This is a genomic window from Nostoc piscinale CENA21 (assembly GCF_001298445.1).
Taxonomy (GTDB): domain Bacteria; phylum Cyanobacteriota; class Cyanobacteriia; order Cyanobacteriales; family Nostocaceae; genus Nostoc_B; species Nostoc_B piscinale_A.
This window is the reverse complement of sequence record NZ_CP012036.1, coordinates 1,305,263-1,328,332: the sequence shown is the minus strand read 5'-3', so window position 1 is coordinate 1,328,332 and position 23,070 is coordinate 1,305,263. Positions and strand designations below refer to the sequence as shown.

Here is a 23,070-nt window from a genome sequence, read left to right as displayed (position 1 = left end):
TGAAGTTTGACTAATTGTCTTTTGACAATAATTACTAATTGGCTCAGAATTTAAAATAAATTCCCTATCTATAGATAGATGTTGATTCACGGAATAAGCTTGCATAAGTAAATAATAATCTAGCAATACTTTGATTTTTTAAAGTATTAATTGTCTCTGAAAAAGCAAACTTACTATTCATAATAAATTACTACTACTAAAGTTTTGAGTTTTACTTATTTGTGGAAAATTATATTTGAGCAGTTAATGATATTTATGCTTAAATAAGTCTTGCAAAAATCAATAGAAAATTCTAGTGATAAACTTTAATACCTAGAATTAGGTTGAATATTTAATAAATAGGGAAATTCTGAGATGGAATTTTTATCCGATTCAGTGGTGCTATCACGGATGCAGTTTGCGCTGACAGCGATTTTTCATATACTTTGGCCTGTTCTGACAACGGGGATGGGGATTTATCTTGTCATCGTTGAGGGACTATGGCTGAAAACTCGCAATCCTGATTATTACCTTCATGCACGCTTTTGGTCGAAGTTTTACGTCCTCAACTTTGGTATTGGGGTAGCCACTGGTATTCCAATGGAATTTCAGTTTGGGACTAACTGGGCTCCTTTTTCGGAAGCTGTGGGGAATTTTTTTGGTAGTGTGATTGGTTTTGAAGCTTCTTGGGCGTTTATGCTAGAAGCTGCTTTTTTAGGAATTATGTTATTTGGTTGGGAGCGTGTCAATCCTGCGGTTCACTATCTCTCGACAATTTTGGTGGCTGTGGGTGCGAACCTGTCAACTTTGTGGATTTTGACGGCAAATTCTTGGATGCAAACACCAGCCGGCGGAGAGATGGTGAATGGCAAGTTTGTGGTCAATGATTACTTTCAGGCGATGTTCAATCCTTTTATGGCTAACAGTGTGCTGCACATGTTTTTTGCCACGCTGGAGACTTCGCTGTTTGTCATTGGTGGAATTAGTGCTTGGTACATTTTGCAAAAACGCCATCCAGAGTTTTTTGCCAAGTCTTTAAAGATAGTTTTAGCAGCTGCGATCGCAGTTGCTCCATTACAAATATATATTGGTCACTTGAGTGGCGAACAAGTTTATCATTATCAACCAACAAAACTCGCCGCAATGGAAGCACAGTGGGAAAGTACACCCGCCGGACAACCTGCTGACTGGAGTTTATTAGCAATACCGAATGAAAAAGCGCAGAAAAATGATTGGGAAATTACCATTCCCAACGCTTTGGGTTACATTCTGGAATTTAAACAAAATCTTTCTGAACCTGTGCGTGGTTTGAAGGAGTGGAAACCAGAGGATCGTCCCCATTTGGTAGGTTTAATTTACTATGCTTTCCGGGTGATGATTGCCATTGGCTTTTTCTTTGCTGGATTAATGCTGCTCACTACAGTGCAGTGGTTACGTGGTAAACTTGTAGCCAAAAATATTACTCAGCAACGTTGGCTGATGTTGGCTTGGGTATTTGCCGCCCCTTTAGGATACATTGCTGTGGAGTCAGGCTGGATTGTGCGCTGCGTGGGAAGACAGCCTTGGACACTTTATGGACAAATTCGCACAGTTGATTCAGCTTCACGTTTACCTGCAAGTAATGTGTTAACTTCACTCACAGCTTTTGCAGTAGTTTACAGTTTATTATTTATCGCCGCGATGTATTTTGGTAGTCGCATCATTCGCCGAGGGCCAAATCTCAATTTACCAATTCCCGGTACAGAAATTACCAAACCTGCTGTCGATACAACTCCGGGTGAATTTATGCCAGATGAACGTCCTGTGGAAGCACAACAATAAATAAGGGAGTAGGGAATAGGGAGTGGGGAGTAGGTTAAATAATTAAGATCCCCGACTTCTTAAAGAAGTCGGGGATCTGAGATCAGGGTTACTAAGTGTAAACAAGAGATTTTATGGAAACGCTGAAGTATTTTTTACCGCAAGTTTGGTTTGTCATTTTAGCTTTATTTTTATTCTTGTACGTGATGCTAGATGGCTTTGATTTAGGAGTGGGAATTTTATCTTTGACTTCTTCTGATGAAGAACGCCGAGGAATTTTGATGACTAGCTTAAGCAATATTTGGGATGCGAATGAAACTTGGCTAGTGTTGATGGGAGGGGGATTATTTGGAGCTTTTCCTTTGGCTTACGGCACGATTTTAAATGCTTTATATATTCCGATTTTGGTGATGGTATTTGGCTTTATTTTTCGGGGTGTAGCATTTGAATTTCGAGAATTATCCAGACGCAAATTATTTTGGAATTTTGCTTTTGGTGCGGGAAGTTTTATCGCTGCACTTGGTCAAGGTTTTGCTCTTGGTGCTGTACTCAAAGGTATTAATGTTGATGAGACGGGACATTTTATTGGTAGCACTTGGGATTGGTTGAGTTTGCCATCTGTGTTAGTAGCTTTAACTTTAATTCAAGGATATGTTTTGATTGGTTCAACTTATCTTGTGTGGAAAACCACAGGAGAGTTGCAAGAAACACATTATAAAACTGCCAAAATAGCAGCGTTGACAACATTAATTGGTGCGATCGCCATTACAATTAGCACACCGATAATTTATGAAAGTGCTAGATATCGCTTATTTCAACAGCCTTTAGTTTATATATTTACGCTGATTCCTGTATTGGGAGTTTGGCTAATTTGGCAGCTTTTACAAAGTCTCAACCGCAAAGAAGAACGCGCACCTTTTGTTTGGACAATTCTGTTATTTGTGTTGTCTTTTATTGGACTGGGATTAATTATCTTCCCCTACATTATCCCGACAAAAATCACGATTTACGAAGCATCGGCTGACCCTAGTTCTTTGGTAATTATGATTATTTTCATCGGTTTCCTTATCCCAGTGATGTTGTTTTATAACCTTTATCAATACATTGTGTTCCGGGGTAAGGTGACTGGTGGCGGCTATGAGGAATAAGATGAGGATTTACCCACACATAAAGATTATCGATTGAGACGGGTATATTCACATCTTGCACCTAGCGACTGAAGTCGTGGCTACACAGACAAAACCCTTAAACCCCTCAACCCTTTTTTATTTTTTCACTTCCTTCAGGGTGCGCCATTTTGCCAACCAGTTTAAAAGTTCTCGCTCACTGATGCGCTGTTTTCGGGTAGATAATTTTAATACTGCATCGAGTTCGGTGGAACTTTGACCTGTTTTTTCTTGCCACACTTGTAATAATGCTTGGCGTTCTAGAGGTATTGTGCCTAATCCTAAAGATTTTTGTAGTTGTATTTGTTCTTCTTTACCCACCATTTCTACAACAAAATCGCTAGATTCGGCTTTTTGTAATACTGCTGCTAGTGCTTGGATATATGCTTGGCTGTTATCTATTACTGGAGTTTCTAAGGCTATTGGTTTACCAAAGCGTTGATTTTTTGCCCAAATTAACACTAATAGTAAAACTCCTACTTGAATCAGTGCAGGGAACAGAGGTGTTTTAGCAAAATATTTGAATATGCTACCTTCCCCTTCACTTTCTTTAATATCAGCATCTTTGTAACCGTGAATGTATTCGTCTACAAATAATTTATTGTTTTTTTGGTTGACTAAACTGGCAAGATATTGAAAGTTATTTAAATTATCTTGATAGGCATTGGCAGCTAAATAGGGGGTAGCTGAAAAAATTACTTTACCTTTATCAGATTTTTTTTCCCAAACAATAGCCCCAAAGCGATCGCCTAAAGATATACTTTGTTTTTCTACTTTGATATTACGTCTTTTTGTGGCAATTTTGACATCACCAAAAGCTGAATTTTGCAGAGAGTTAAATTTAGCTTGTGTTACAGGTTTCTTGAAACCTAAAATTACTAAATTATTGCCTTTCGCTAACCATTCCTGTTCATCAAATAATAAATCTTCTTCTCTAAGAGAACTCATAACTCGCAGTAGGGTAACTGGCGTTTTTTTCTGGTTGAAAATCTTCTAAAGGCTTTTGCCAACGCTGGATAGTAATACCCTGCTGCTGCATATAAGCATACCAAGCACCATAGCCATCAGGAGACCGACTATAAGTTGATCCACTGTAAATTTTTGTATTAGGAGCAGCAAAGAAACTGAGTATAATAATGACAGCAAGTGCGATCGCTCCTATCCAAGCAACACGATTTGATTTTTTCATAACTTAAGTGCTGAGTGCTGAGTTGTGTTGTTGATTAATAATTTCTTGATAGGCTTGCTGGCATTGTTGATAATTTTCTGGCGATATCTCAGCATTGCCAAAACATAATTGTTCGTGGGTAGTAATCAAGGTCTCGTAAGGTTGAACTGGGGTGACAGTTGAGCGTAAAACCTGCAAATATTCGCCATCTGTGCGGCTAAATTTATGGGGAATGAGTTTAGTATCATGCAGATGTTGTAAGATTGCCAAGTACAGACAACGACAAGCTTCACGGTAATTACCTTGGCGGTAAAGTGATTGCGATCGCTCCAGCCATAATGCTACAGATAAATCATGATCGCCATGATTAGCTCCAGCATTCGCATTATTATTGCCCACAGATAACCAAGCATATATGTATGGACTGAATTCTTGCCATAAACGCCAAAGCACAAAAGCAAAAAATAACGCAAGTATCAACCAAAATAACAAGACTAGCAAATTACTTAACCAAGGACTAATCTTCCAGTCTGGTGATAAGTTTGGTAAAGAATTTTGAAAGCGGTCAAATTGGTATTCTATCAATTCTCCAATTTGTTGCTGAAATTGAGATAACTGCCAACTCCAGCTAGTTTTTTCAAAGCCATCAGTAGACATAAATAACTAGTAACTTTTTTTGCTCTTTTGTAGCATTATCCAGCCAATTAATACAAGCAGCGCACCAAATAATATGAATCCTAAATCCCAAGCTAACTGATTTGATCCTGGTTTCACATGATGGATACCGAGAATTTGATGGTCAATTATGCCTTCAATTACGTCAAATAATCCCGCACCGATGAGTATAGAGCCAAAAAAGGTGGATGAAGACCAATCAACATCATCACGCTTGCCAGCACGCCATAACAAGATAATTCCTGTCACAGTCAACACAAAGTCTAAGACATGAAATAATCCATCCCAGACCATGTTTAAATCTATATTTGAGTCGTTAGTCAAAGGCTTAACACTACTAAGCATGTGATGCCATTGCAGAATTTGATGCAATAAAATTCCGTCAACAAAGCCACCTAAGCCAAGACCTATAGTAATTCCTGCAACAACTAGTGGTTGCTGTTGATACAGAGGTTCACTTTTAGTCACAATTATTAACCTTATATAGAAGTTGCGTTATTACAATAAATTTTTTATCCCAGAGATATCTTCTATCTTTTGGTATTACCTGAATTTTCAGCTTTTCTATTATTTGCGAAAAAGATACCAGGCTTCTTTAAGAAGTCGGGTATCTGAACCTCACCATATATTAAGTAAATATTAAATATTCAAATGTATATTTGATTTGTGAAATATACGTAGTGGCGTGACAAAACTCATCAATTATTAAGATATAAAATCCGCCAGTTATAAAATATGAAAATTCTATCGCCAGGGTGCAGTATAGTTTTACAGATATTAGCCACACTTACTTTCGCAACTCCGGTATTTGCCGAAATTGTCAATATTAATTTATTGCAACTGAATGACATCTACGAAATTACGCCAGTAGAGGGGGGAACTCGTGGTGGTTTGGCGCGTGTTGCTACAGTCAGAAAACAACTGCGTCAAGCAAACCCACGCACCTATACAATTTTGGCTGGAGATTTTTTAAGTCCTTCGGCTTTGGGAACTGCCAAAATTAACGGTACACCTTTAGCTGGACAGCAGATAGTAGCTGTACTCAATGCTTTAGGTTTGGACTATGCAACCTTTGGTAATCATGAATTTGATATACCAGAAAATTCATTTTATCAACGATTGCAAGAATCGCGGTTTTGGTGGTTTTCTGGGAATGTATCAGATAGTAAAGGTCAACCTTTCAAAAATGTTCCCAGGTCGATAGTATTTAATGTGAAAGGCGATCGCGGTGCTGTTGTCAGATTCGGGTTAATTGGTGTTACTCTCGATAGCAATAAAGCCAATTACGTCAGTTACACAGATCCTTTGATGGTAGCCAAACAGCAGGTAGCAGCACTGAAAGGAAAAGTGGATATTTTGGTAGCTGTGACTCATTTACCCATACAGAGCGATCGCATACTTGCAGAAACAATACCAGAAATTGACCTCATCCTCGGCGGTCACGAACATGAAAATATTCAACAATGGCGGGGACGAGACTTTACACCCATTTTTAAAGCCGATGCCAATGCACGTACAATTTATATTCATCAACTACGCTACGACACCAAAAAGCGTAGTCTGCAAATTAACTCTCGTTTAATGCCAATTACCGATAAAATCCCCGAAGAACCAAAAACGGCACAGGTGGTTAAACAATGGCTAGACAAGGGTTTTGCAGCATTTCGCGCCAATGGTTTTGAACCTAATCAAGAAGTGGCTAAAATTTCGCATCCTTTAGATGGCTTAGAATCAAGTGTTCGCAACAAATCTACAGAACTCACCAAGTTAATTGCTGAAGCAATGTTGCAAGAAGTCCCAAACGCAGATTTAGCTATATTTAATGGCGGCTCAATTCGCGTTGATGATGTCATTCCGCCTGGGTCAATTACTCAATATGATGTCATTCGCATCTTGCCTTTTGGTGGTAAAGTCGTAGCTGTAGAAATGAAGGGTGAATTATTAAAAAAAAGTCCTAGCGAAAGGTCAAGAAAATAAAGGTACTGGTGGTTATCTCCAAACAGCAAAAGTTACTCAAGAAAAAAATTCAGGTAATTGGTTAATTAATGGTCAGCCTCTTGACACCGAGAAATTTTATAAAGTTGCTATTAGTGATTTCTTAATTAGCGGCAAAGAGCAAGGATTAGATTTTTTAAATCTTCAACAGCCAGACATTAAGCTAATTTCTGAAAAACGTGATATTCGTTTTGTCGTCATTGACCAATTAAAAAAACAAGCAACTTCTCTAACTCGTTGACTGATCATAGCAAATCGCTAGATAATATTGATGCCTCAGTTCTGGATAACCTAGTTTACAAGTTGAATATTTTCTCTTGTGAAATATACCTCTGTTTGAGTACCAAGAGTATCAAGCTGATTACTACCTGTATTCACAATCACAGTTGATGCAGTAATTTTGGGGAATGGATATAAATGAGAAAGATAAATTTTGTCATTAATAACTATCTTTCCTAGAGAAGTGCTTGTCAGCTTGTTGATTGACTCAACTTCAGCATCGCCATTGCGATAACAAAGTCTTCCAAAAGCTAAGGCTGTTGTTTGTGCAGGAACTTCCAGCAAATAAAAGTAGTCGGGACGTAACCATTCTTTCCAACTATCATCACCACCTTTTCCTAGATACTGAATCGATGATGAATCTATTTTTGTCCATGTTTTTGGAGACAGCCCTTTAGGAAAAATAATGACTTTAATGTTTCTTTTACCATCAAGAGAAACTTGTCTAGTAAATGTGCCACTATGCCAATAAATTCCTAGTTCATCATAATCATTAACTTTGACTTCAGTGAGAGGTTTAGCATTACGGCAAATCTGAGCGCGTCGATCATCTGGCGCTTGTAATTTAACCCACAGAATTAGACAAATCACAACTAAAAAAAATTGGGACAACAATCTTGAGAAATCGAGGAAATTTCATCGATATGATTAGCACAAGGATGATTGACTCTGTTATAGCCAGAATAATTTAGAAATGGTAAAGATATAGGAAAGATGTTGATCATGAACAGCTTGGAAAGGGGGATTTAGATTTAGGGGGATCAAAAACTACTGTCCAAGTTCCTGCATATTATTCATGACTTGTTGATACAAGTCGTTATTACCTTGACGTTGCAAAATGGTGGCGGCTTGTTCTAAATCTTTCATTGCGCCTTGTTTGTCACCTTGGGCGGCGCGGGCGTTCCCGCGATTGTTATAAGCTGGTGCAAAGTTGGGATTTAGGCGTATAGCTTCGTTGTAGTCGGCTATGGCTCCTTGTTTATCTCCTTGAGCAGCCCTAGCGTTACCCCGGTTATTGTAAGCAATCGCATAACGCGGATTGAGAATAATTGCTTGGTCGTAATCTTCTAGTGAACCATCTCTCTCACCGATGGCTGCACGGGCATTGGCGCGGTTATTATAAGCTTCGGCATAGTTGGGTGAGAGTTTAACGGCTTGGGTATAATCTGCGATCGCACCTCGATTATCTCCCAAGGAAGCGCGGGCGTTTCCCCGACTGTTATAAGCTTCGGCATCGTTGGGAGACAGGCGCAAGGCTTCATTATAATCATCAATGGCTTTTTGTTTGTCTCCTGTATCAAAATAAGCCAGTCCCCGCCCCTTATAAGCTGCACTATAGTCAGGGTTGAGGTTGATGGCTTTAGTATAAGATGCGATCGCTGCTTGTAAGTCGCCTTTGAGGTGCTGATTTTGTCCTTGAAGATACAGCGCCCCAGCTTGTGAAGTTTTAATAGTACGGCGGCTAGGAGGATTGAAGCCGATTTCTGTCACCAAAACATTCTTATCTCGATTGCAAGAGACAAGGGTAATTGCACTCAACACAGTCAGCACAACCATAGCCAATGCTTGTTTTTCCTTCACCCGCTTTTGCTCCCATAACCGCAGCTTCATAAGTTGCTTTCAACCACCATTCCACCTAGATTTAATTAGCACCCAATTTTCTTAGTTCTGGAATTTTACACTTAACTGATATTCCCTAGGTTTAATAACGGTTAACTCTTGCCTTAACCGGGAAGTTTATCAACTTTTTGTGTTTTAGCTTGTAATTTAACTGTAAAAAATTATACTTTCTTTTTTATTTCTTAATAAAAATTGCATTCCAATTAATCACTCTTGCTACTCATCTTCACTATTAGTTTCTTGAGTTTTCGGAGTTAGCCGCAAAGCATTAGATGTATCTATTTCTACAGATAATTGTTCTAAATTTTCCCCTAAATCTTTTTGCAGCTTTTGAGTCAAGGTAATCGGAAAATCTAAATTTAATCCTTGAGTTTGTACCAGTCTTGCCAATTCTAAGAATTGGGCTTTTACGGTTTTGCGTTCATAAGCTGTCAACTTAAAAGCAGATGTTTCTGATACATTTTGAGCCTGCATAGCTTTTTTAATGCGCTCTTGTAAATGTTCATATTCAGAGTTTAATAGCTTCCATTGTTCTTCTATTTGGGTATATCTAGCATTCAGAGCTATTAAATCTTCTGTATCTGGATTAGGATTACCTTCTGCTTGTAATTCTAACAAATGTTTATGCACTTGAGCAAGATAAATGCAGTCAAGATAAGCGTAGTCTATTTGTTCTTCCGATAAAGGTCTTCTGCCCCAGTCGCTACTTTGTGCTTGTTTATCAATATAGTGAAAGTTACACAAAACAGTTGCAAGTGTTTTGAGTTGATAATTTGGTACTGGTAACAGATAATAAGGAATTTTTTTTCGCTATTTCTAAGGTACAAGTAATATTTTTAGCTTTTTTATTACCGAGGAATTTCACATCATAACTGGAATTATGAAATACTTTTTCAATATTCGGATTTAACATTACTTGCTGAATAAAATCAGCTACCAATTCATCTTGATTTAATACATCCAACAGAAAAACGCGATCGCCACTCATATCATCAGGATCATCTAACACTTGAATCAGGGATAATCTAGGATTCCGGCTATTATAATCAGCTACTTCTGTATCTATCCACAAAGTTGGCGATCGCGTATATTCAGTAATCAGGTTACGAATTGCACTAGCAGCAGTTAAATAAGGCATTGTAATAATTTATTAATAGGTATACTGCGGTATATAATACTTTCATTAAATTATAAAATATTTACCAATAGTAAATTTTAATTTACTGGTTTACGTCCAAAAGTAAAAAATACAGTGATATCATTCCTAATGCCTTTTTCAGTTTCTAATGCAGATAATTCTAATTCAAATTCAGATTTAACTGCCTCTATTTGTTCAGTTGATAACTGCAATAAAGGATTCGGAAATTGACCCGGTGCTAGATACTCATTACCTGACCACATCTGTTTTGCTTGTTCTAAACTGACATAGCTAATGTATTGCTCAGATTTGATTTCAATGCAGTCATAACCGGATATTTTTAGCAAATCATGGCACTTAGCTGCTGTACTTGTAGGCTTACTGAAATGAAGTGAAATACCGTACTTTTCCACGATTTTCTGCACAACAACAACACCAATAAAAGATGTATCTGCAAAGGCATGAAACCCAATTAAACCTCCAGGTTTTAAAAATTGATGCCAATGCTGTAATGCACCTGCAACATTTTCCATCCAAATTAATGCCGAAGAACATAAGATGCAGTCAAAACTGTTAACTGGAAAGTTGAGTGATTCTGCATCTGCTAATAGAAATTCAATATTTGTTAGTCCTAATTCTTCCACCTTGCGTCTTGCTTGTTCCAGCATTCCCGGCGAAATATCTATACCAATCACCTTACCACCAGCGCCTACAACTTGAGCCGCCGCAATTGCAGCCATCGCCGTACCAGTTGCAATATCTAATACCTGATCTCCTGGATGCAGTTGTGCATATTCCACCAAACGATGAGCAATTTGTAAATGCCAATCGCTTTGATCATAAGTTGGACTTCTGCGACTATAGGTGTCGGCGATTTGTTGCTTATATTCATTTAATGGGAGTGGATCGGTCATTGGCTCTGGCTAGAGTGAGATAATTGCAGTGTAACAGCGATCGCATTTTGCAGTTTTAGCGCAATACATGGAGTGATTTCCGTAAGTTGTGGTCAAAAATTGGTATAACCGCATCTGAAAATTGGTAAAATTCAAGTTCAGAGAGAAGAGAACATTCAAACATGGTAGCCGCCCATACGGATTTAAATATTGCAGCTTTAGAAGCAGAATATAGCCAAAAATCACCGAGAGAAATTCTCAAATTTGCCTTGGACACTTTTGACAACATGGCAATTTCTTTCAGTGGTGCTGAAGATGTTGTATTGATTGATATTGCTTCTAAAATCACCAAAAACTTCCGAGTTTTTACCCTCGATACCGGGCGCTTGCACCCAGAAACATATCAGTTGTTAGATAAAGTCAGAGAACATTATGGCATTAAGCTAGAAGTTATGTTCCCTGATGCCGCAGAAGTCCAAGCTTTGGTAGAAGAAAAAGGATTGTTCAGCTTTTATCAAGATGGTCACAAAGAATGCTGTGCTATCCGCAAAGTTAGACCACTGCGTCGCAAGCTAAATACTCTCGATGCTTGGGCGACAGGACAGCGTAAAGACCAAAGTCCCAGCACCCGCAATCATATTCCCGTCATTGAAGTTGATACCGCATTTTCCACAGAAGACCATCAGTTAATTAAGTTCAACCCCTTAGCTAACTGGTCTTCTGCACAGGTATGGGAATATATTCGCGCTTTAGATGTACCTTACAACAAATTACACGAACGCGGTTTTATTAGTATTGGTTGCGAACCTTGCACCAGACCCGTTCTTCCAAATCAGCACGAACGCGAAGGCCGTTGGTGGTGGGAAGAATCTACTGCTAAAGAGTGTGGTCTGCATGTAGGGAACTTACAAAAATAGGACTTACCCATCAAAATTATCTGTGAAAAATGGGTGTAGGGGCTTCGCCGTGAGCATCAGCCGAACGGTGAAAAGTATAGGGTGTAAGGGTTTTGGATACATACACTCCTATACCCCTACACCCTGGTTACTGACTATATTAGTTTTGCATGGATCTACGACTGTGCCTTTCAACAACCCAGCAAAAAATTATATAACTGTTGTCAGCACTGACTTCCAGGGTTTTCACATCACTTGAAGGTGCTTGCATTTTATTTTAGAAGCTTGAAATTGAGATGATACAAGGCTTTCAAGATTAGCATCTGTTCAAAAAAATTAGATTTAGGTAAAAATTTGTTTTATGTATTGCTCCTGGGTGATAGGTGCTTGTAATATCAAATCTCAGGGCAAGCAGGATATGTATTTCCGCGATCGCTCTGACAAAACCTTTGATGCCATTAGGCGTTGATCACCCCAAGCGCGATCCTCGCAGGCAACAACAGCAATACTGACAAAACCTTTGATGCCATTAGGCGTTGATCACGAAGTAATAGCCGAGGAAGAAATCAACTTGCCTTTACTGACAAAACCTTTGATGCCATTAGGCGTTGATCACTTGTTAATGCCGATGCTACAAGAAGTAACTTTGGATTCTCTGACAAAACCTTTGATGCCATTAGGCGTTGATCACGAAGGTGGGGCAGTTGAAGTTAACGCCCGTGTTGGTCTGACAAAACCTTTGATGCCATTAGGCGTTGATCACTCGATGGAGTTGCGCGTAAGATTAATGAAGTATTTAACTGACAAAACCTTTGATGCCATTAGGCGTTGATCACCAGAGGCTTAAGGCAGTCTGTTTCTTCGTCTTTTGACTGACAAAACCTTTGATGCCATTAGGCGTTGATCACAAAGCCCCTGCCCGATTTTAGGCAGAGGTGATAAGGCGCTGACAAAACCTTTGATGCCATTAGGCGTTGATCACAATTCACAAACAACTCGAACTAATGCAGTAGGTTCCACTGACAAAACCTTTGATGCCATTAGGCGTTGATCACGTGCGTAACTAGTTAGCCTGTGAGTCGTTTGTAGAAGCTGACAAAACCTTTGATGCCATTAGGCGTTGATCACCTGGTGAAGTTGTTACTTTCAACTCACCAGGAATCCTGACAAAACCTTTGATGCCATTAGGCGTTGATCACTATCGCCAAATCAGCGATCGCTACAAACATCGGATACTGACTAAACCTTTGATGCCGTAAGGCGTTGATCACACAGACACAAAGATTCAGGGAAAGTTCTACCCGCTCCTGACAAAACCTTTGATACCATTAGGCGTTGATCACGCGATCGCAATTTTCATCACTACATTTGGTGTAGCCTGACAAAACCTTTGATGCCTGTAGGCGTTGATCACTTTACTGCCGAGAGTGAAAATACTTAGTTCCTACTTAGCACTCAGCACTCAGCACTTTGCTATACCAAGGATACCTATTCTAGGTATAAGAAATTAGGAGTTTTTTGAGGGAAAAGTCAAAATATTCAGTTATGCAATATTAACTTTTATCTTTTTTATTTTCTTCTGAAGGCGGAAACGATTTTGCCGGGTAATCTTTCTAAGATGAGTTAAATCAATGAGGCGATCACTATGTCTCGTCATCTAGAAAGATTATTACAACTAGATTCTCTGTTAAGAACTAGGCAACGTCCAACAACTGTTAGTCTTGCTCAAGAGTTAGAGGTGAGTGAACGGACAATTCGTAATGATTTGGCTTTTTTAAAAGATCGCTTTCATGCTCCTTTGGAGTATAGCCATAAATTAGGACATCACTATACTGAATCAGAATGGCGATTGCCGAGTATTCCTTTATCTAAAGGCGAACTATTTGCCTTGACTGTGGGAGCCAGAATGCTAGAGGCCTACGCTGGTTCGCCTTATGCTTTACAGTTACGGAGTGCGATCGCACGATTGAGTGAACGCCTGCCAGAAACAATCTGGGTAAATGTTCAACAACTAGCGCAGGAACATATTCTATTTAATGCTGGTGCAGAAATTGACTTAGACCCGGATATTTGGCACAAAATAGAAGACGCTTGCAGTTTACGGAAAAGGGTAATGATGACCTACTATACTGCGAGTCGTGATGATATTTCTGAACGCAAGCTTGACCCTTACCTATTACACGTTTATCGTGGTACTAATCTATACTTAATCGGCTACTGCCATAATCGCCAAAAGTTTCTTTGGTTCAGAGTAGACCGAATTAGAAAGTTAGAAATATTACAAGAATACTTTACTCCCGATCCTCAATTTAATGCCAAGGAGTACATCGGGAATGTATTTCAGCATGAAGTAGGAGATAAGCAGCTTGACGTGAAAATTTGGTTTGATGCTAAAACTGCACCGTATATCCGCGAACGCCGTTGGCATTATACCCAGGAAATTGAGCAGCATTCCGATGGTTCGCTGACTTTGAAAATGTGTGTACGCGGCATTAACGACTTGAAGCGGTGGGTGATGTGGTACGGCAAAGGTGCAGTTGTAAAGAGTCCGCCTGAGTTGGTGGAGTTGGTGCGGCAAGAAGTCGAAGCGATGAGTAATAATTACGCTGTAAAAACAATTTAAGGATTTAACTATGAATTTTTTGGAAATTCAATTTAATTTAAGAGGTAAAACATTACCATCTGACCAAGGTTATTCTATTTATTCAGCCGTGAAAAAGACTGTTTTAAATGAAAAACCTTTACCACCAGAAATATTACTTTGTAGTGTAGCTGGTGTGCCAGCCAAAGATGGAATGATTTACTTAAATCGCTCATCAAAATTAAGGCTGAGGTGTCCAGCCGAACAGGTGCAACAGTGGTATCGTCTGTTGCAAAATACAGTACTTGATGTGCAGGGTCATTTGGTGCGCCTGATACAACCTAGATTATGCTTACTTCAAGCTAGCGCAACTCTCAAAGCTAGATTAGTTACGTTTAAATTAGACACTATTCATCATCAAGAATTGCCATTTTACTTTCTGGAATCTTGCAATAAGGCTTTAGAAAAACTGGAAATTAAAGCTCAAGCATTTATTGACAGTAACCCAAATGGTGATTTGGCTAGACGTGCTTTGCAAATCAAGGGTAAGCATATTGTCGGCTTTGGAGTTGTCATTGAAGGGCTAAACGAGCAAGACTCGATAAAACTTCAGTGTTATGGAATAGGTGGACGCAAGCACTTCGGTTGTGGCTGGTTTTATCCTACTAGGGAGATGTCAGATGCGTCCTAATTTAGAACCTGACTTTCTACTAGCAAAGTCACGAGCAAAACCTTGGCGAGGTACTTATACCCTAGTTGGTCATACCGCAGCTGTTGTTGAGGCTGTAACAATATTAGTTGATGTGTTGGGCGATCGCTTAATTTCCCAGTTTGGTTTGCAATGCAGTTTATCTCATTTCCGGGCAACAGCAAGACTCGCGGCTTATTTACATGATTGGGGCAAAGCAAATGACCATTTCCAGATGGTTGTACGTAAAAATCGCAATCCACTGGAAAGCCCGCAGTTAATTCGGCATGAAATAGTTTCCGTGCTTTTAGCATACTCATACCGCGAATGGTTACAACAATGCGAAGGTGACTTTTTTACAGCTTTATCAGCAGCAGGTGGACATCATCTGAAATTTGGTGGCAATGTCAAAAAGGGCGATACTGGAGAACTCGGTGAAATTAGAGCGGGGAGTGGGAGCGATCGCATTTATTTATATACTGACTCAAAATCTTTCAAAGCGTTATTGAAGTATGGTGTCAAAAACCTTGGCTTACCGCGCGAGTTGAAACTACCCCGCAAACATCCAACTTGCTGGACAGTTACAGACATTAAGACTCTACAAAATGAAGTATTAGATGCATTTTTTGATTGGCAGCATGACACAGTTTTTGCAAGTGTAGTTAAAGCTTTGCTGGTAGCTGGAGACTCTATTGGTTCTGCCCTACCACCAACGAATTTAAAAATACAGACTTGGATTGAGCAAGAACTTAGCAAAACCCTTGAGATTGAAGAAATTCAACAGGTAATAGATTCATGTTTACAAGGAAAAGAGCTACTTAATTTCCAGATTTCTTTAGGTAACAGTAGCAAACGAGTTACATTAGCGCGTGCAGGGTGTGGTACTGGTAAAACCTTGGGTGCTTACAACTGGGCAAAGCAATACGCTGTTGGTGGTAAGCTATTTTTTTTGCTATCCCACTACTGGTACAAGTACAGAAGGATTTTTAGATTACGTACATGACGAAATTAGCTCTGTACTGCTACACTCACGCGCTGACGTTGATTTAGAACTATCCACAACAGGAGAAGAAGCGGAAGCCGGAGATAATCAAGAAGATGAACTTGCTAAAAAATTAGAATCCTTTCAAACATGGGGTACAAAAGTTAGTATCTGTACCGTTGATACAGTCTTGGGATTACAACAGTGTAATCGACGACCACTATATTGCTTTCCGGCGATCGCTCAGGCTGCCTTTGTATTTGATGAAGTTCATTGTTATGATGAACGCTTATTTGGTGGTTTATTGCGGTTTCTAGAAGTTGTTAAGGCTCCAATCTTATTGATGTCTGCGTCATTTTTACCCTGGCAGTTAGATGCAATTAAAAAAGCTGTGGGTGAACCCCTAGAAATTATTCCTGGCCCCAAAGAGTTGGAAGAATTACCCCGATATCGATTTAATTTAGTTGATACTCCAGATTGGCAAAGGGTAGAACAAGAATTAATCAATCAGGGGAAAGTGCTGTGGGTATGTAACCAAGTAGGGACAGCAATTGAGGTTTATCAAGAAGCGAAATCTCGCGGAATTAATGCCCTGCTTTATCACAGCCGCTATCGTTATGAAGACCGAGTAAAACACCATCGATCAGTCATTCATGCATTTAAGCCAGATGCTCCGCTCACTTTTTGGTTGAAGTGGTACATCGCTATTCAAAACAAACAGACTGTAGAAATTGAAAAGCTCAATGTATGGTGGTGTATCAGTTTTATATCTCATATCATATATGGATTGCCAGTATTAGCGATCGCTACACAAGTCGCGGAAATGTCCCTTGATTTGTCAGCTACATTATTGGTTTCCCAAATTGCTGATCCACCCGGATTAATTCAACGGCTTGGCAGATTGAACCGTCGATACTGCGGTCAAGCACTAGATGCCTTTTTCTATCCTGACACAAAAACAGGTTTTCCTTATAGCAAAGACAACTTGAAAAGCGGTAGAGAAATGATAGAAACCTTTAATAATGAGGTATCTCAAGCTGATTTAGCCACTTGGTTAGAACAGAACCCTACTCAGGGAATCCCAGATAAAGAAACTGTTTTATTTAGTACATTTAGAAGCTGGCAAATGTACCCTGCACCCTGTAGAAAAGCTGGTCATACAATCACAGCATTGCTAGAAGATGATTTACCAAGAATTGAAAAAATCTCTGCAAAATTACTTCCTCGTTACACTGTGCCATTATTACTTACTAAAGGGGTAGAAAAATGGGAACGTCACAAAAAAGGTTATTTAATTGCACCTGCTGATAAATGGGGTTACTCCGAGGAATTGGGAGCATACAAACTGCAAGGAGGTGAAGAAATTTGAGGCAGTTTACATTGTCATTGTTCGATCCGAATACCTTGCTTCCTCATCGTACGGGAATTGCAGGGTTAGCACTGGCATTATCCGATATTAATCAAGAAAATGCCTTGATTCAGTGGGATATTAGCGAGGATACTGTTGATTTAAGTTGGGAATGCAACGATAAAGAAGCACTGGAATGGTTGATGCAGCAAACTTATCAAATTCAAGATGGGTTATTGATGGTGCGATCGCTTAAACTAAGTCAACAAGGACGCTATGCTTTTAGTCAAGGTGTACTTTCCACTTTTCTCCAACATAGCAAACAAAAGGGTTTTAAAGAAGATCCGAACAAACCAAGACAAGGTAAGAAAAAATTCTACATTACCCAAACTCTTGCTTTTACTGTAGAGCCAGAAAAACCTGAGATCTTTGAAAGCTACACCATTCTTGATTGGTGTTACTACTCAGACCTAAAGAGAATTAGCGAAGCCTTTAACAACCAGGGGAACTTTCGACCAGAAATTAAAGTTAAAGGGCATCATTTACCTGGTTTAGTTGAATGCTTTGTTAATGGTGAATACCAAGAATCACCAACAGGATTTATTGCCTTGCTATTTTTGCCATTAGCTTGCAGTTATTATTTGATGTCTTCTAGAAAATATGCATTAGTAATTCCAGAGGTAACGAATTTAAATGCCTGGATTAAACGTCGTCAACAGCAAGGAAGCCGTAGTTATAAGGATTTTCGTTCACCTAGTGCCGGGGAAGCAGGACTTCGTCTATTACTCGAAGAACAAACTATCAGTAACCTCAATCGGCACAAAGTTAACTACTGCGAGGTTTATCAACTTGGTAAACAACCTTGGGATATGCAACAAACAGGCTTAAAGCAAGCTGTATATCGTATTCATGCCTCAGATAATATATTGGCAATTTACCAAAGTGCAATAGTTTTATTTCCTGCAAAAATGCGAGTTAATGACAAAGGTGAGTCTTGGTTAGCACTCTCAAAAGTACTACCTTGGATTGCAGAAAATCTTGTTGCTAGACGTGCTTGGTATTCAGGTTTTTATGAATTTCGTAAGGCGAATGATATCTATGAACGCAAAGGACTAGTTTCGATGACAGAAAGTTTCTTACAAATGCACGAAAAAAAAACTATTTAATGCAGTGCAAGGTGCTTTTAGTAATTATTTGCGAAACCAATTTCAGTTTCGTAAAGATAAATTAAAACGAGAGCTTACAGACAAAGAGAGTATTGATGTGTTTGAAAGCAGCAAAGATAAAATAATTTATCGCTTACAGCGTCCTAATACCCAGCAAGAATTTGCCAAAGCATTAGTAGATTTCCTCAGCCAATTTCGCAGCAAAGCTTCAGGAGGGATCGGAAAGGAAATCTATGCTTGGCTTCATGGATCTGAGTGGCGAAAAGCAAGAGATTTGTCTTTATTAGCAGTCGCCACCTATCAAGGTAAAAGCCAAGATAACAAACCTGATATAACGAATGCAGATAGTACAAATATTACTGAAGAAGTAGAAACCGAGACAGAAGAAGAATACGTAGAAAGTTTGTAATCCAGGAAATAGAAACTATGTCTAAGCATTTATTTGCAACGATTGTTACACCTACTGCTATTGCAGCAAATAACCGAGGAGAAGGTGACGGTAGTACTTTATCTACATTGCAAAAAATCACTTTTGGTAATGACCAATACAGCACGGTAAGCGCAGAAGCCATTCGTTGGGCATTCCGTGAGTATTTGCAAAATGTCACGGAATCGGAAGTTAATCGCACATTTGACCCTGATGAAGATAAATATAATCTCAAGGGTGAAAAAGATAAAAAAGGTGCAACTTTTGATTCCCAGAAGTACATCGATGATGACCTATTTGGTTATATGGATGCCAAAAAGGGGGCTGACAACGAAAATGATACAAAAAAGCGTCGGGGAGTCTTAGAAGTCAGTAGAGCTATCAGTCTCGATCCATATTGGGGAGATATTGCTTTTGGTTCAACAGGTGGGCAAAAAGGTAAAACTTCTATCCACAGCACCGAAGTTCACCGCACAGCTTATCAATATACGATCGCCCTCACTCCCGAAAGTTTGAAAAAACAAGAACGAGCAGCATTGGTACTAGATGCGATCTCTGCTATTCGTCATGTAGGTGGTAATCATTCTCGCTTTTTATATGAATTTCGTCCAGAATCGATTGTAATTCGCCTTACTGACGACCCTAGCCCTTGGATTATGAATTGTTTTCAACGCTCAGGAGATACAGTTGGTTGCTCTGAGTTGATTTGTCTGATTAATGCAAAAGATATCGACCCTAGCGAATTAATTGTGGGTGGAAAAATTAGTAAAACACCTTATGCTGAGAGTCTTAAACAGGCAAACGTCAAAGTTTGTGATGGTGTAAAAGAAGCAATTCAAATTGCTAAACAACGTCTTGCACAAACAAAGAAAGAGGCTACTTCTTTATGACACTACTTTATATTGAGTGTCCTTGCACTAGCTTCCCCCGTAGTTTTGCAAGAGATTACAAAGAAACTTACCTTTATCCTCCGCCTTCAACTATTTATGGTTTTTTGCTATCCCTTGTAGGAGAAGAAAACCTCACCACTCATTTAGGCGTAGAACTAGCATTAGGTATTATTGGTGATGACCCCGCCATTTCTCGTATTGTTCGCAAGCAAAGACATCATAAATTTGCCATTGGACAGGAAGCAAAAAAACGAATTGCTAAATATGGTGAAGGTGTCTATCCAAGTAGCAATTTTTCTAAACTAAATCATCAAGAATTATTAACCAATGTCAGAATTGTAGTGCAGGTTAATTCTCATCAAGAAACAGCATCAATAAAATTAACAGAACGTATATCAATTGCACTTTCTACTCCTTCTCAAATCACGCGCTTTGGGGGCTTATCTCTAGGAGAATCTAATGGATTAGTTAATGGAGTAAGAAGTTATCGTGAGAGTGACGGAACTATCCGTTGGTTAGTTAAAGACAAACGGGGTTTAATTGGTTTACCAATTTGGATTAATCGCACAACAGGACAAGGGACTTTTCAGCGTTTCAGTTTTGGTGATTTTTGCTCCGACTGTTGGGTAAGTATTAAGTTACCAGTTTCCAAGTCAAATACGAAATTGAGCAAATCGAAAGCATCTAAATAGCCAACGCGGAAGTATTTTTGCCGATTCATTTTAGTAGCTTAATTATTGTTAGTTAAATTGATTAAGTCTCGATATGCAAGCATTAGAATTGAGTCGTGCAACAGAAGTACAAGTTTCTACCATCCGCGTTTCTGCCCTCCATGCTCTCGCCTATTGCCCTCGGCTGTTTTATCTGGAAGAAGTCGAGGAACTTTACACCCAAGATGCAGCCGTGTTTGCCGGACGCAGACTTCACACCCAACTGGAAAAACAAGAAGATGAGGAATGGGAAGAACTATTTCTCGAAAGCGAAGAACTAGGTTTACGTGGTCGGCTTGATGCCCTTCGTACCCGTGATGGCCAAACAATTCCCTACGAACACAAACGCGGTCGCGCTCACCGCGATGAAAATAATCAGCCCCAGGCTTGGGAGAGCGATCGCCTACAAATTCTCGCTTATGCTTACTTGTTAGAATCCGCGCATGGAATCACTGTTCAGGAAGGTCGCATCCGCTATCACGCCGATAATGTAGTTGTTCATGTACTACTGGATGAAGCAGGGCGTTTAAAAGTAAAACAAGCAATTCAGCAAGCCAGGATTCTCAGACAATCAACTTACCGACCACCTGTAATTGATAATGAGCGATTGTGCGCCCGTTGTTCCTTGGCTCCGGTTTGTTTGCCAGAAGAAGCGAGACTTGCCCATAATCGAGAATGGCAACCAATTCGCTTATTTCCTGAAGATGACGAGCGGCAAGTAATTCACATTTTAGAACCTGGCACATCAGTTGGCAGAACTGGAGAACAAATCAAAATTACCCGTCGCAATCAACCTGTTGAGACAGTTCCGGCGCGTCAAATAGGACAACTAGTGTTGCATAGTTTTTCGCAAATTTCTACCCAAGCACTACACTTTTGTGCCGCACAGGGAATAGGAGTGCATTTTATTTCTGGGGGTGGTCGCTATCTTGGTAGTTTTGACACGCGACAAGGTAGCATTCAACGCCGTATTCGTCAGTATGCCGCACTGAGTAATCCTGATGCTTGTCTAGAGTTAGCCCGTAAACTCGTAATTTGTCGCGGTCAGGGACAACGCAAATTCTTAATGCGAGGTACAAGGAGTAAAGCTAAAACAGAGAAATTAGAAAAAGCGATCGCACAAATGAAAGCGGTTCTCAAACAAGTTCCGCAAGCGAAATCTCTAGAGTCGCTTTTAGGATATGAGGGAAATCTAGCTGCTTTATATTTCAGTGCTTTACCCGATTTGATTTCGCCAGAAGTACCCAAAGAATTACATTTTGCTGGCAGAAATCGCCGTCCACCACTAGACCGATTCAATGCGATGCTGAGTTTTGGTTATGCTTTGCTACTCAAAGATGTGATGAACGCAATTTTAACAGTTGGGTTAGAACCTGCTTTGGGTTTTTACCATCAGCCGCGATCGCAAGCTGCACCCTTAGCATTAGATTTACTAGAAATCTTTCGCGTGCCTTTGGTAGATATGACTGTGATGGCTGCGGTTAACCGGGGTCAATGGGATGCCAAAGCAGATTTTGAAATTCGCGGAAAACAGGTTTGGTTAAGCGAACTAGGGCGACGTAAATTTGTTGAGTTATACGAATCTCGCAAACAAGAAAGCTGGAAACATCCTGTTACTGGTTACTCCCTCACGTATCGCCGTTTATTTGAGTTAGAGGTGCGACTGTTAGAAAAAGAATGGTCTGGTGAGGGTGGTTTGTTTGGTCAATTAATTTTGCGATGAGGTGTAGCAATGGGTGAATCACAAAACTGCTACCTGATTTGCTACGACATCCGCGATCCTAAACGTTGGCGCAAGGCTTACAACTTACTCCAAGGATATGGCGAAAGGATGCAATACTCTATTTTCCGTTCTTGGTTGACCATGCGATCGCGCGAAAAGTTGCGTTGGGAACTTGAGAAAATCTTAGCCCCAGAAGACAGTCTGTTATTAATTCGGCTGTCAAATCAGTGCGTTAATTCTATTCCGGCTTACAATCGTCCTGGTGCTTGGTCAAATCAAGACGAACCTTACCGGATTGTCTAAAAACATGGATCTGAGTCTGTGGAATATAAAATAGAACTCAATCAGGATAAAACTCGTACTAGGCTTGCTTTTGAGCCTTTTTAGATTAACAGGAGGTGCTTGCATTTTTTTTTCGTGAGGTGAAAACCTAGTTCTGGTAAGCGTTCTAAGCTCAGGCAGAAACTAGAAACTTAAATTTTTGGTAAGCAATTGACTTCTTTTGTTGCTTTTTAACCTAGATGCTTGCAAAATAGCAACTGAGTGGTCTGATGACATGGGTTTGAGCGATCGCTCTGATTAAACCTTTGATGCCGTAAGGCGTTGATCACAAAATACTGAGCTTCACAAAGAACTTAAACAAATCCTGATTAAACCTTTGATGCCGTAAGGCGTTGATCACTTACATCGTCGACGCGTCCAATGGGATGTCGATCTGCTGATTAAACCTTTGATGCCGTAAGGCGTTGATCACATAATTTATAAAATTGATTCCCTTTTAAAAGGGTGGTACTCTGATTAAACCTTTGATGCCGTAAGGCGTTGATCACATAATTATAAAATTGATTCCCTTTAAAGGTGGTCACTCTGATTAAACCTTTGATGCCGTAAGGCGTTGATCACTGGTAGGAACGGGTAGTTTTTTACCAATGGTGAAAAACTGATT

At 39.6% G+C, this 23,070-nt stretch carries 21 protein-coding genes, 1 pseudogene and 2 CRISPR repeat arrays; of the genes and pseudogenes, 14 read left to right on the top strand and 8 right to left on the bottom strand.

Annotated elements, in window-relative coordinates; all coding sequences use genetic code 11:
- Positions 1 to 354: 354 nt before the first annotated feature.
- Positions 355 to 1,800, top strand: a complete 1,446-nt coding sequence (locus ACX27_RS05910; RefSeq protein WP_062289641.1) for a cytochrome ubiquinol oxidase subunit I — start codon at positions 355 to 357, stop codon at positions 1,798 to 1,800.
- 113 nt (positions 1,801 to 1,913) lie between these two features.
- On the top strand, positions 1,914 to 2,927 hold the full coding sequence (gene cydB / locus ACX27_RS05905; RefSeq protein WP_062289638.1) for a cytochrome d ubiquinol oxidase subunit II: 1,014 nt from the start codon (positions 1,914 to 1,916) through the stop codon (positions 2,925 to 2,927).
- Positions 2,928 to 3,044: 117 nt separating this feature from the next.
- Here the strand turns inward: cydB and ACX27_RS05900 are convergent, their stop codons facing one another.
- From ACX27_RS05900 to ACX27_RS05890, 4 genes are read right to left on the bottom strand one after another with little or no spacing between them, the layout of a single operon-like run.
- A complete protein-coding gene (locus ACX27_RS05900; RefSeq protein WP_418006776.1) occupies positions 3,045 to 3,893 on the bottom strand; it encodes a DUF4350 domain-containing protein in 849 nt (282 codons plus the stop codon).
- The gene (locus tag ACX27_RS35645; RefSeq protein WP_418006775.1) at positions 3,880 to 4,134 is read right to left on the bottom strand and encodes a DUF4350 domain-containing protein; all 255 of its coding nucleotides are present in this window, start codon (positions 4,132 to 4,134) and stop codon (positions 3,880 to 3,882) included. Before ACX27_RS35645 ends, ACX27_RS05900 begins: the two co-directional genes overlap by 14 nt.
- Before the next feature lie 3 nt (positions 4,135 to 4,137).
- The gene (locus ACX27_RS05895; protein WP_062289635.1) at positions 4,138 to 4,770 is read right to left on the bottom strand and encodes a DUF4129 domain-containing protein; all 633 of its coding nucleotides are present in this window, start codon (positions 4,768 to 4,770) and stop codon (positions 4,138 to 4,140) included.
- Positions 4,771 to 4,776: 6 nt separating this feature from the next.
- Positions 4,777 to 5,259 (bottom strand): DUF2243 domain-containing protein, encoded by a 483-nt coding sequence (locus ACX27_RS05890; protein ID WP_062289632.1) that lies wholly within the window; start codon positions 5,257 to 5,259, stop codon positions 4,777 to 4,779.
- A 264-nt stretch (positions 5,260 to 5,523) separates the two neighbouring features.
- On the opposite strand from ACX27_RS05890, the gene ACX27_RS05885 reads away from it, so the two are divergent.
- Positions 5,524 to 6,765 (top strand): bifunctional metallophosphatase/5'-nucleotidase, encoded by a 1,242-nt coding sequence (locus tag ACX27_RS05885; RefSeq protein ID WP_235526519.1) that lies wholly within the window; start codon positions 5,524 to 5,526, stop codon positions 6,763 to 6,765.
- Positions 6,766 to 7,074: 309 nt separating this feature from the next.
- Here the strand turns inward: ACX27_RS05885 and ACX27_RS05880 are convergent, their stop codons facing one another.
- From ACX27_RS05880 to ACX27_RS05865, 4 genes and pseudogenes are all read right to left on the bottom strand, one after another.
- On the bottom strand, positions 7,075 to 7,653 hold the full coding sequence (locus tag ACX27_RS05880; protein WP_235526518.1) for a hypothetical protein: 579 nt from the start codon (positions 7,651 to 7,653) through the stop codon (positions 7,075 to 7,077).
- Positions 7,654 to 7,830: 177 nt separating this feature from the next.
- On the bottom strand, positions 7,831 to 8,673 hold the full coding sequence (locus ACX27_RS05875) for a tetratricopeptide repeat protein (RefSeq protein WP_062289627.1): 843 nt from the start codon (positions 8,671 to 8,673) through the stop codon (positions 7,831 to 7,833).
- A gap of 225 nt (positions 8,674 to 8,898) precedes the next feature.
- Positions 8,899 to 9,820: pseudogene (locus ACX27_RS05870) on the bottom strand (ribonuclease D).
- A 77-nt stretch (positions 9,821 to 9,897) separates the two neighbouring features.
- Entirely contained in the window at positions 9,898 to 10,734 is an 837-nt protein-coding gene (locus ACX27_RS05865; protein WP_062289624.1) for a class I SAM-dependent methyltransferase, read from the bottom strand.
- A 161-nt stretch (positions 10,735 to 10,895) separates the two neighbouring features.
- Here ACX27_RS05865 and ACX27_RS05860 point away from each other — a divergent pair, with 161 nt between their 5' ends.
- From ACX27_RS05860 to cas2, 11 genes are all read left to right on the top strand, one after another.
- The gene (locus ACX27_RS05860) at positions 10,896 to 11,630 is read left to right on the top strand and encodes a phosphoadenylyl-sulfate reductase (RefSeq protein ID WP_062289621.1); all 735 of its coding nucleotides are present in this window, start codon (positions 10,896 to 10,898) and stop codon (positions 11,628 to 11,630) included.
- Between the two features lie 416 nt (positions 11,631 to 12,046).
- A CRISPR array of direct repeats spans positions 12,047 to 13,023; the repeat unit is 36 nt; unit sequence CTGACAAAACCTTTGATGCCATTAGGCGTTGATCAC.
- A gap of 231 nt (positions 13,024 to 13,254) precedes the next feature.
- Positions 13,255 to 14,232, top strand: a complete 978-nt coding sequence (locus tag ACX27_RS05855) for a helix-turn-helix transcriptional regulator (RefSeq protein WP_062289618.1) — start codon at positions 13,255 to 13,257, stop codon at positions 14,230 to 14,232.
- A gap of 10 nt (positions 14,233 to 14,242) precedes the next feature.
- Complete coding sequence (cas6, locus tag ACX27_RS05850) at positions 14,243 to 14,881, top strand: type I-MYXAN CRISPR-associated protein Cas6/Cmx6 (protein ID WP_062289615.1); 639 nt, start codon at positions 14,243 to 14,245, stop codon at positions 14,879 to 14,881.
- A complete protein-coding gene (locus tag ACX27_RS32770) occupies positions 14,871 to 15,881 on the top strand; it encodes a CRISPR-associated endonuclease Cas3'' (RefSeq protein WP_200929911.1) in 1,011 nt (336 codons plus the stop codon). Before cas6 ends, ACX27_RS32770 begins: the two co-directional genes overlap by 11 nt.
- Complete coding sequence (cas3, locus tag ACX27_RS32765) at positions 15,811 to 17,229, top strand: CRISPR-associated helicase Cas3' (RefSeq protein ID WP_200929910.1); 1,419 nt, start codon at positions 15,811 to 15,813, stop codon at positions 17,227 to 17,229. The genes ACX27_RS32770 and cas3 overlap by 71 nt, the downstream gene beginning before the upstream one ends.
- 11 nt (positions 17,230 to 17,240) lie before the next feature.
- Positions 17,241 to 18,374: a type I-MYXAN CRISPR-associated Cas8a1/Cmx1 gene (gene cas8a1 / locus ACX27_RS05840; protein ID WP_200929909.1), complete on the top strand. Its 1,134-nt coding sequence runs from the start codon at positions 17,241 to 17,243 to the stop codon at positions 18,372 to 18,374.
- A gap of 28 nt (positions 18,375 to 18,402) precedes the next feature.
- Entirely contained in the window at positions 18,403 to 18,783 is a 381-nt protein-coding gene (locus ACX27_RS32760; protein ID WP_200929908.1) for a hypothetical protein, read from the top strand.
- 17 nt (positions 18,784 to 18,800) lie between these two features.
- Positions 18,801 to 19,691 carry a type I-B CRISPR-associated protein Cas7/Cst2/DevR gene (cas7i, locus tag ACX27_RS05835; RefSeq protein ID WP_062289614.1) on the top strand — a complete coding sequence of 297 codons (891 nt, stop codon included), beginning with the start codon at positions 18,801 to 18,803 and terminating at the stop codon, positions 19,689 to 19,691.
- A complete protein-coding gene (cas5, locus tag ACX27_RS05830; protein WP_062289611.1) occupies positions 19,688 to 20,383 on the top strand; it encodes a CRISPR-associated protein Cas5 in 696 nt (231 codons plus the stop codon). Before cas7i ends, cas5 begins: the two co-directional genes overlap by 4 nt.
- Before the next feature lie 73 nt (positions 20,384 to 20,456).
- On the top strand, positions 20,457 to 22,124 hold the full coding sequence (locus ACX27_RS05825; protein ID WP_062289608.1) for a type I-MYXAN CRISPR-associated endonuclease Cas4/Cas1: 1,668 nt from the start codon (positions 20,457 to 20,459) through the stop codon (positions 22,122 to 22,124).
- 9 nt (positions 22,125 to 22,133) lie between these two features.
- The gene (gene cas2 / locus ACX27_RS05820; RefSeq protein WP_062289605.1) at positions 22,134 to 22,427 is read left to right on the top strand and encodes a CRISPR-associated endonuclease Cas2; all 294 of its coding nucleotides are present in this window, start codon (positions 22,134 to 22,136) and stop codon (positions 22,425 to 22,427) included.
- Between the two features lie 272 nt (positions 22,428 to 22,699).
- Positions 22,700 to 23,027: direct repeats of the CRISPR family, unit length 36 nt; unit sequence CTGATTAAACCTTTGATGCCGTAAGGCGTTGATCAC.
- Between the last annotated feature and the right edge of the window lie 43 nt (positions 23,028 to 23,070).

Coding starts and splice junctions, on each gene's coding strand:
- ACX27_RS05910 (WP_062289641.1), top strand. CDS start 355: ATGGAATTTTTATCCGATTCAGTGGTGCTATCACGGATGCAGTTTGCG.
- cydB (WP_062289638.1), top strand. CDS start 1,914: ATGGAAACGCTGAAGTATTTTTTACCGCAAGTTTGGTTTGTCATTTTA.
- ACX27_RS05900 (WP_418006776.1), bottom strand. CDS start 3,893: ATGAGTTCTCTTAGAGAAGAAGATTTATTATTTGATGAACAGGAATGG.
- ACX27_RS35645 (WP_418006775.1), bottom strand. CDS start 4,134: ATGAAAAAATCAAATCGTGTTGCTTGGATAGGAGCGATCGCACTTGCT.
- ACX27_RS05895 (WP_062289635.1), bottom strand. CDS start 4,770: ATGTCTACTGATGGCTTTGAAAAAACTAGCTGGAGTTGGCAGTTATCT.
- ACX27_RS05885 (WP_235526519.1), top strand. CDS start 5,524: ATGAAAATTCTATCGCCAGGGTGCAGTATAGTTTTACAGATATTAGCC.
- ACX27_RS05875 (WP_062289627.1), bottom strand. CDS start 8,673: ATGAAGCTGCGGTTATGGGAGCAAAAGCGGGTGAAGGAAAAACAAGCA.
- ACX27_RS05865 (WP_062289624.1), bottom strand. CDS start 10,734: ATGACCGATCCACTCCCATTAAATGAATATAAGCAACAAATCGCCGAC.
- ACX27_RS05860 (WP_062289621.1), top strand. CDS start 10,896: ATGGTAGCCGCCCATACGGATTTAAATATTGCAGCTTTAGAAGCAGAA.
- ACX27_RS05855 (WP_062289618.1), top strand. CDS start 13,255: ATGTCTCGTCATCTAGAAAGATTATTACAACTAGATTCTCTGTTAAGA.
- cas6 (WP_062289615.1), top strand. CDS start 14,243: ATGAATTTTTTGGAAATTCAATTTAATTTAAGAGGTAAAACATTACCA.
- ACX27_RS32770 (WP_200929911.1), top strand. CDS start 14,871: ATGCGTCCTAATTTAGAACCTGACTTTCTACTAGCAAAGTCACGAGCA.
- cas7i (WP_062289614.1), top strand. CDS start 18,801: ATGTCTAAGCATTTATTTGCAACGATTGTTACACCTACTGCTATTGCA.
- cas5 (WP_062289611.1), top strand. CDS start 19,688: ATGACACTACTTTATATTGAGTGTCCTTGCACTAGCTTCCCCCGTAGT.
- ACX27_RS05825 (WP_062289608.1), top strand. CDS start 20,457: ATGCAAGCATTAGAATTGAGTCGTGCAACAGAAGTACAAGTTTCTACC.
- cas2 (WP_062289605.1), top strand. CDS start 22,134: ATGGGTGAATCACAAAACTGCTACCTGATTTGCTACGACATCCGCGAT.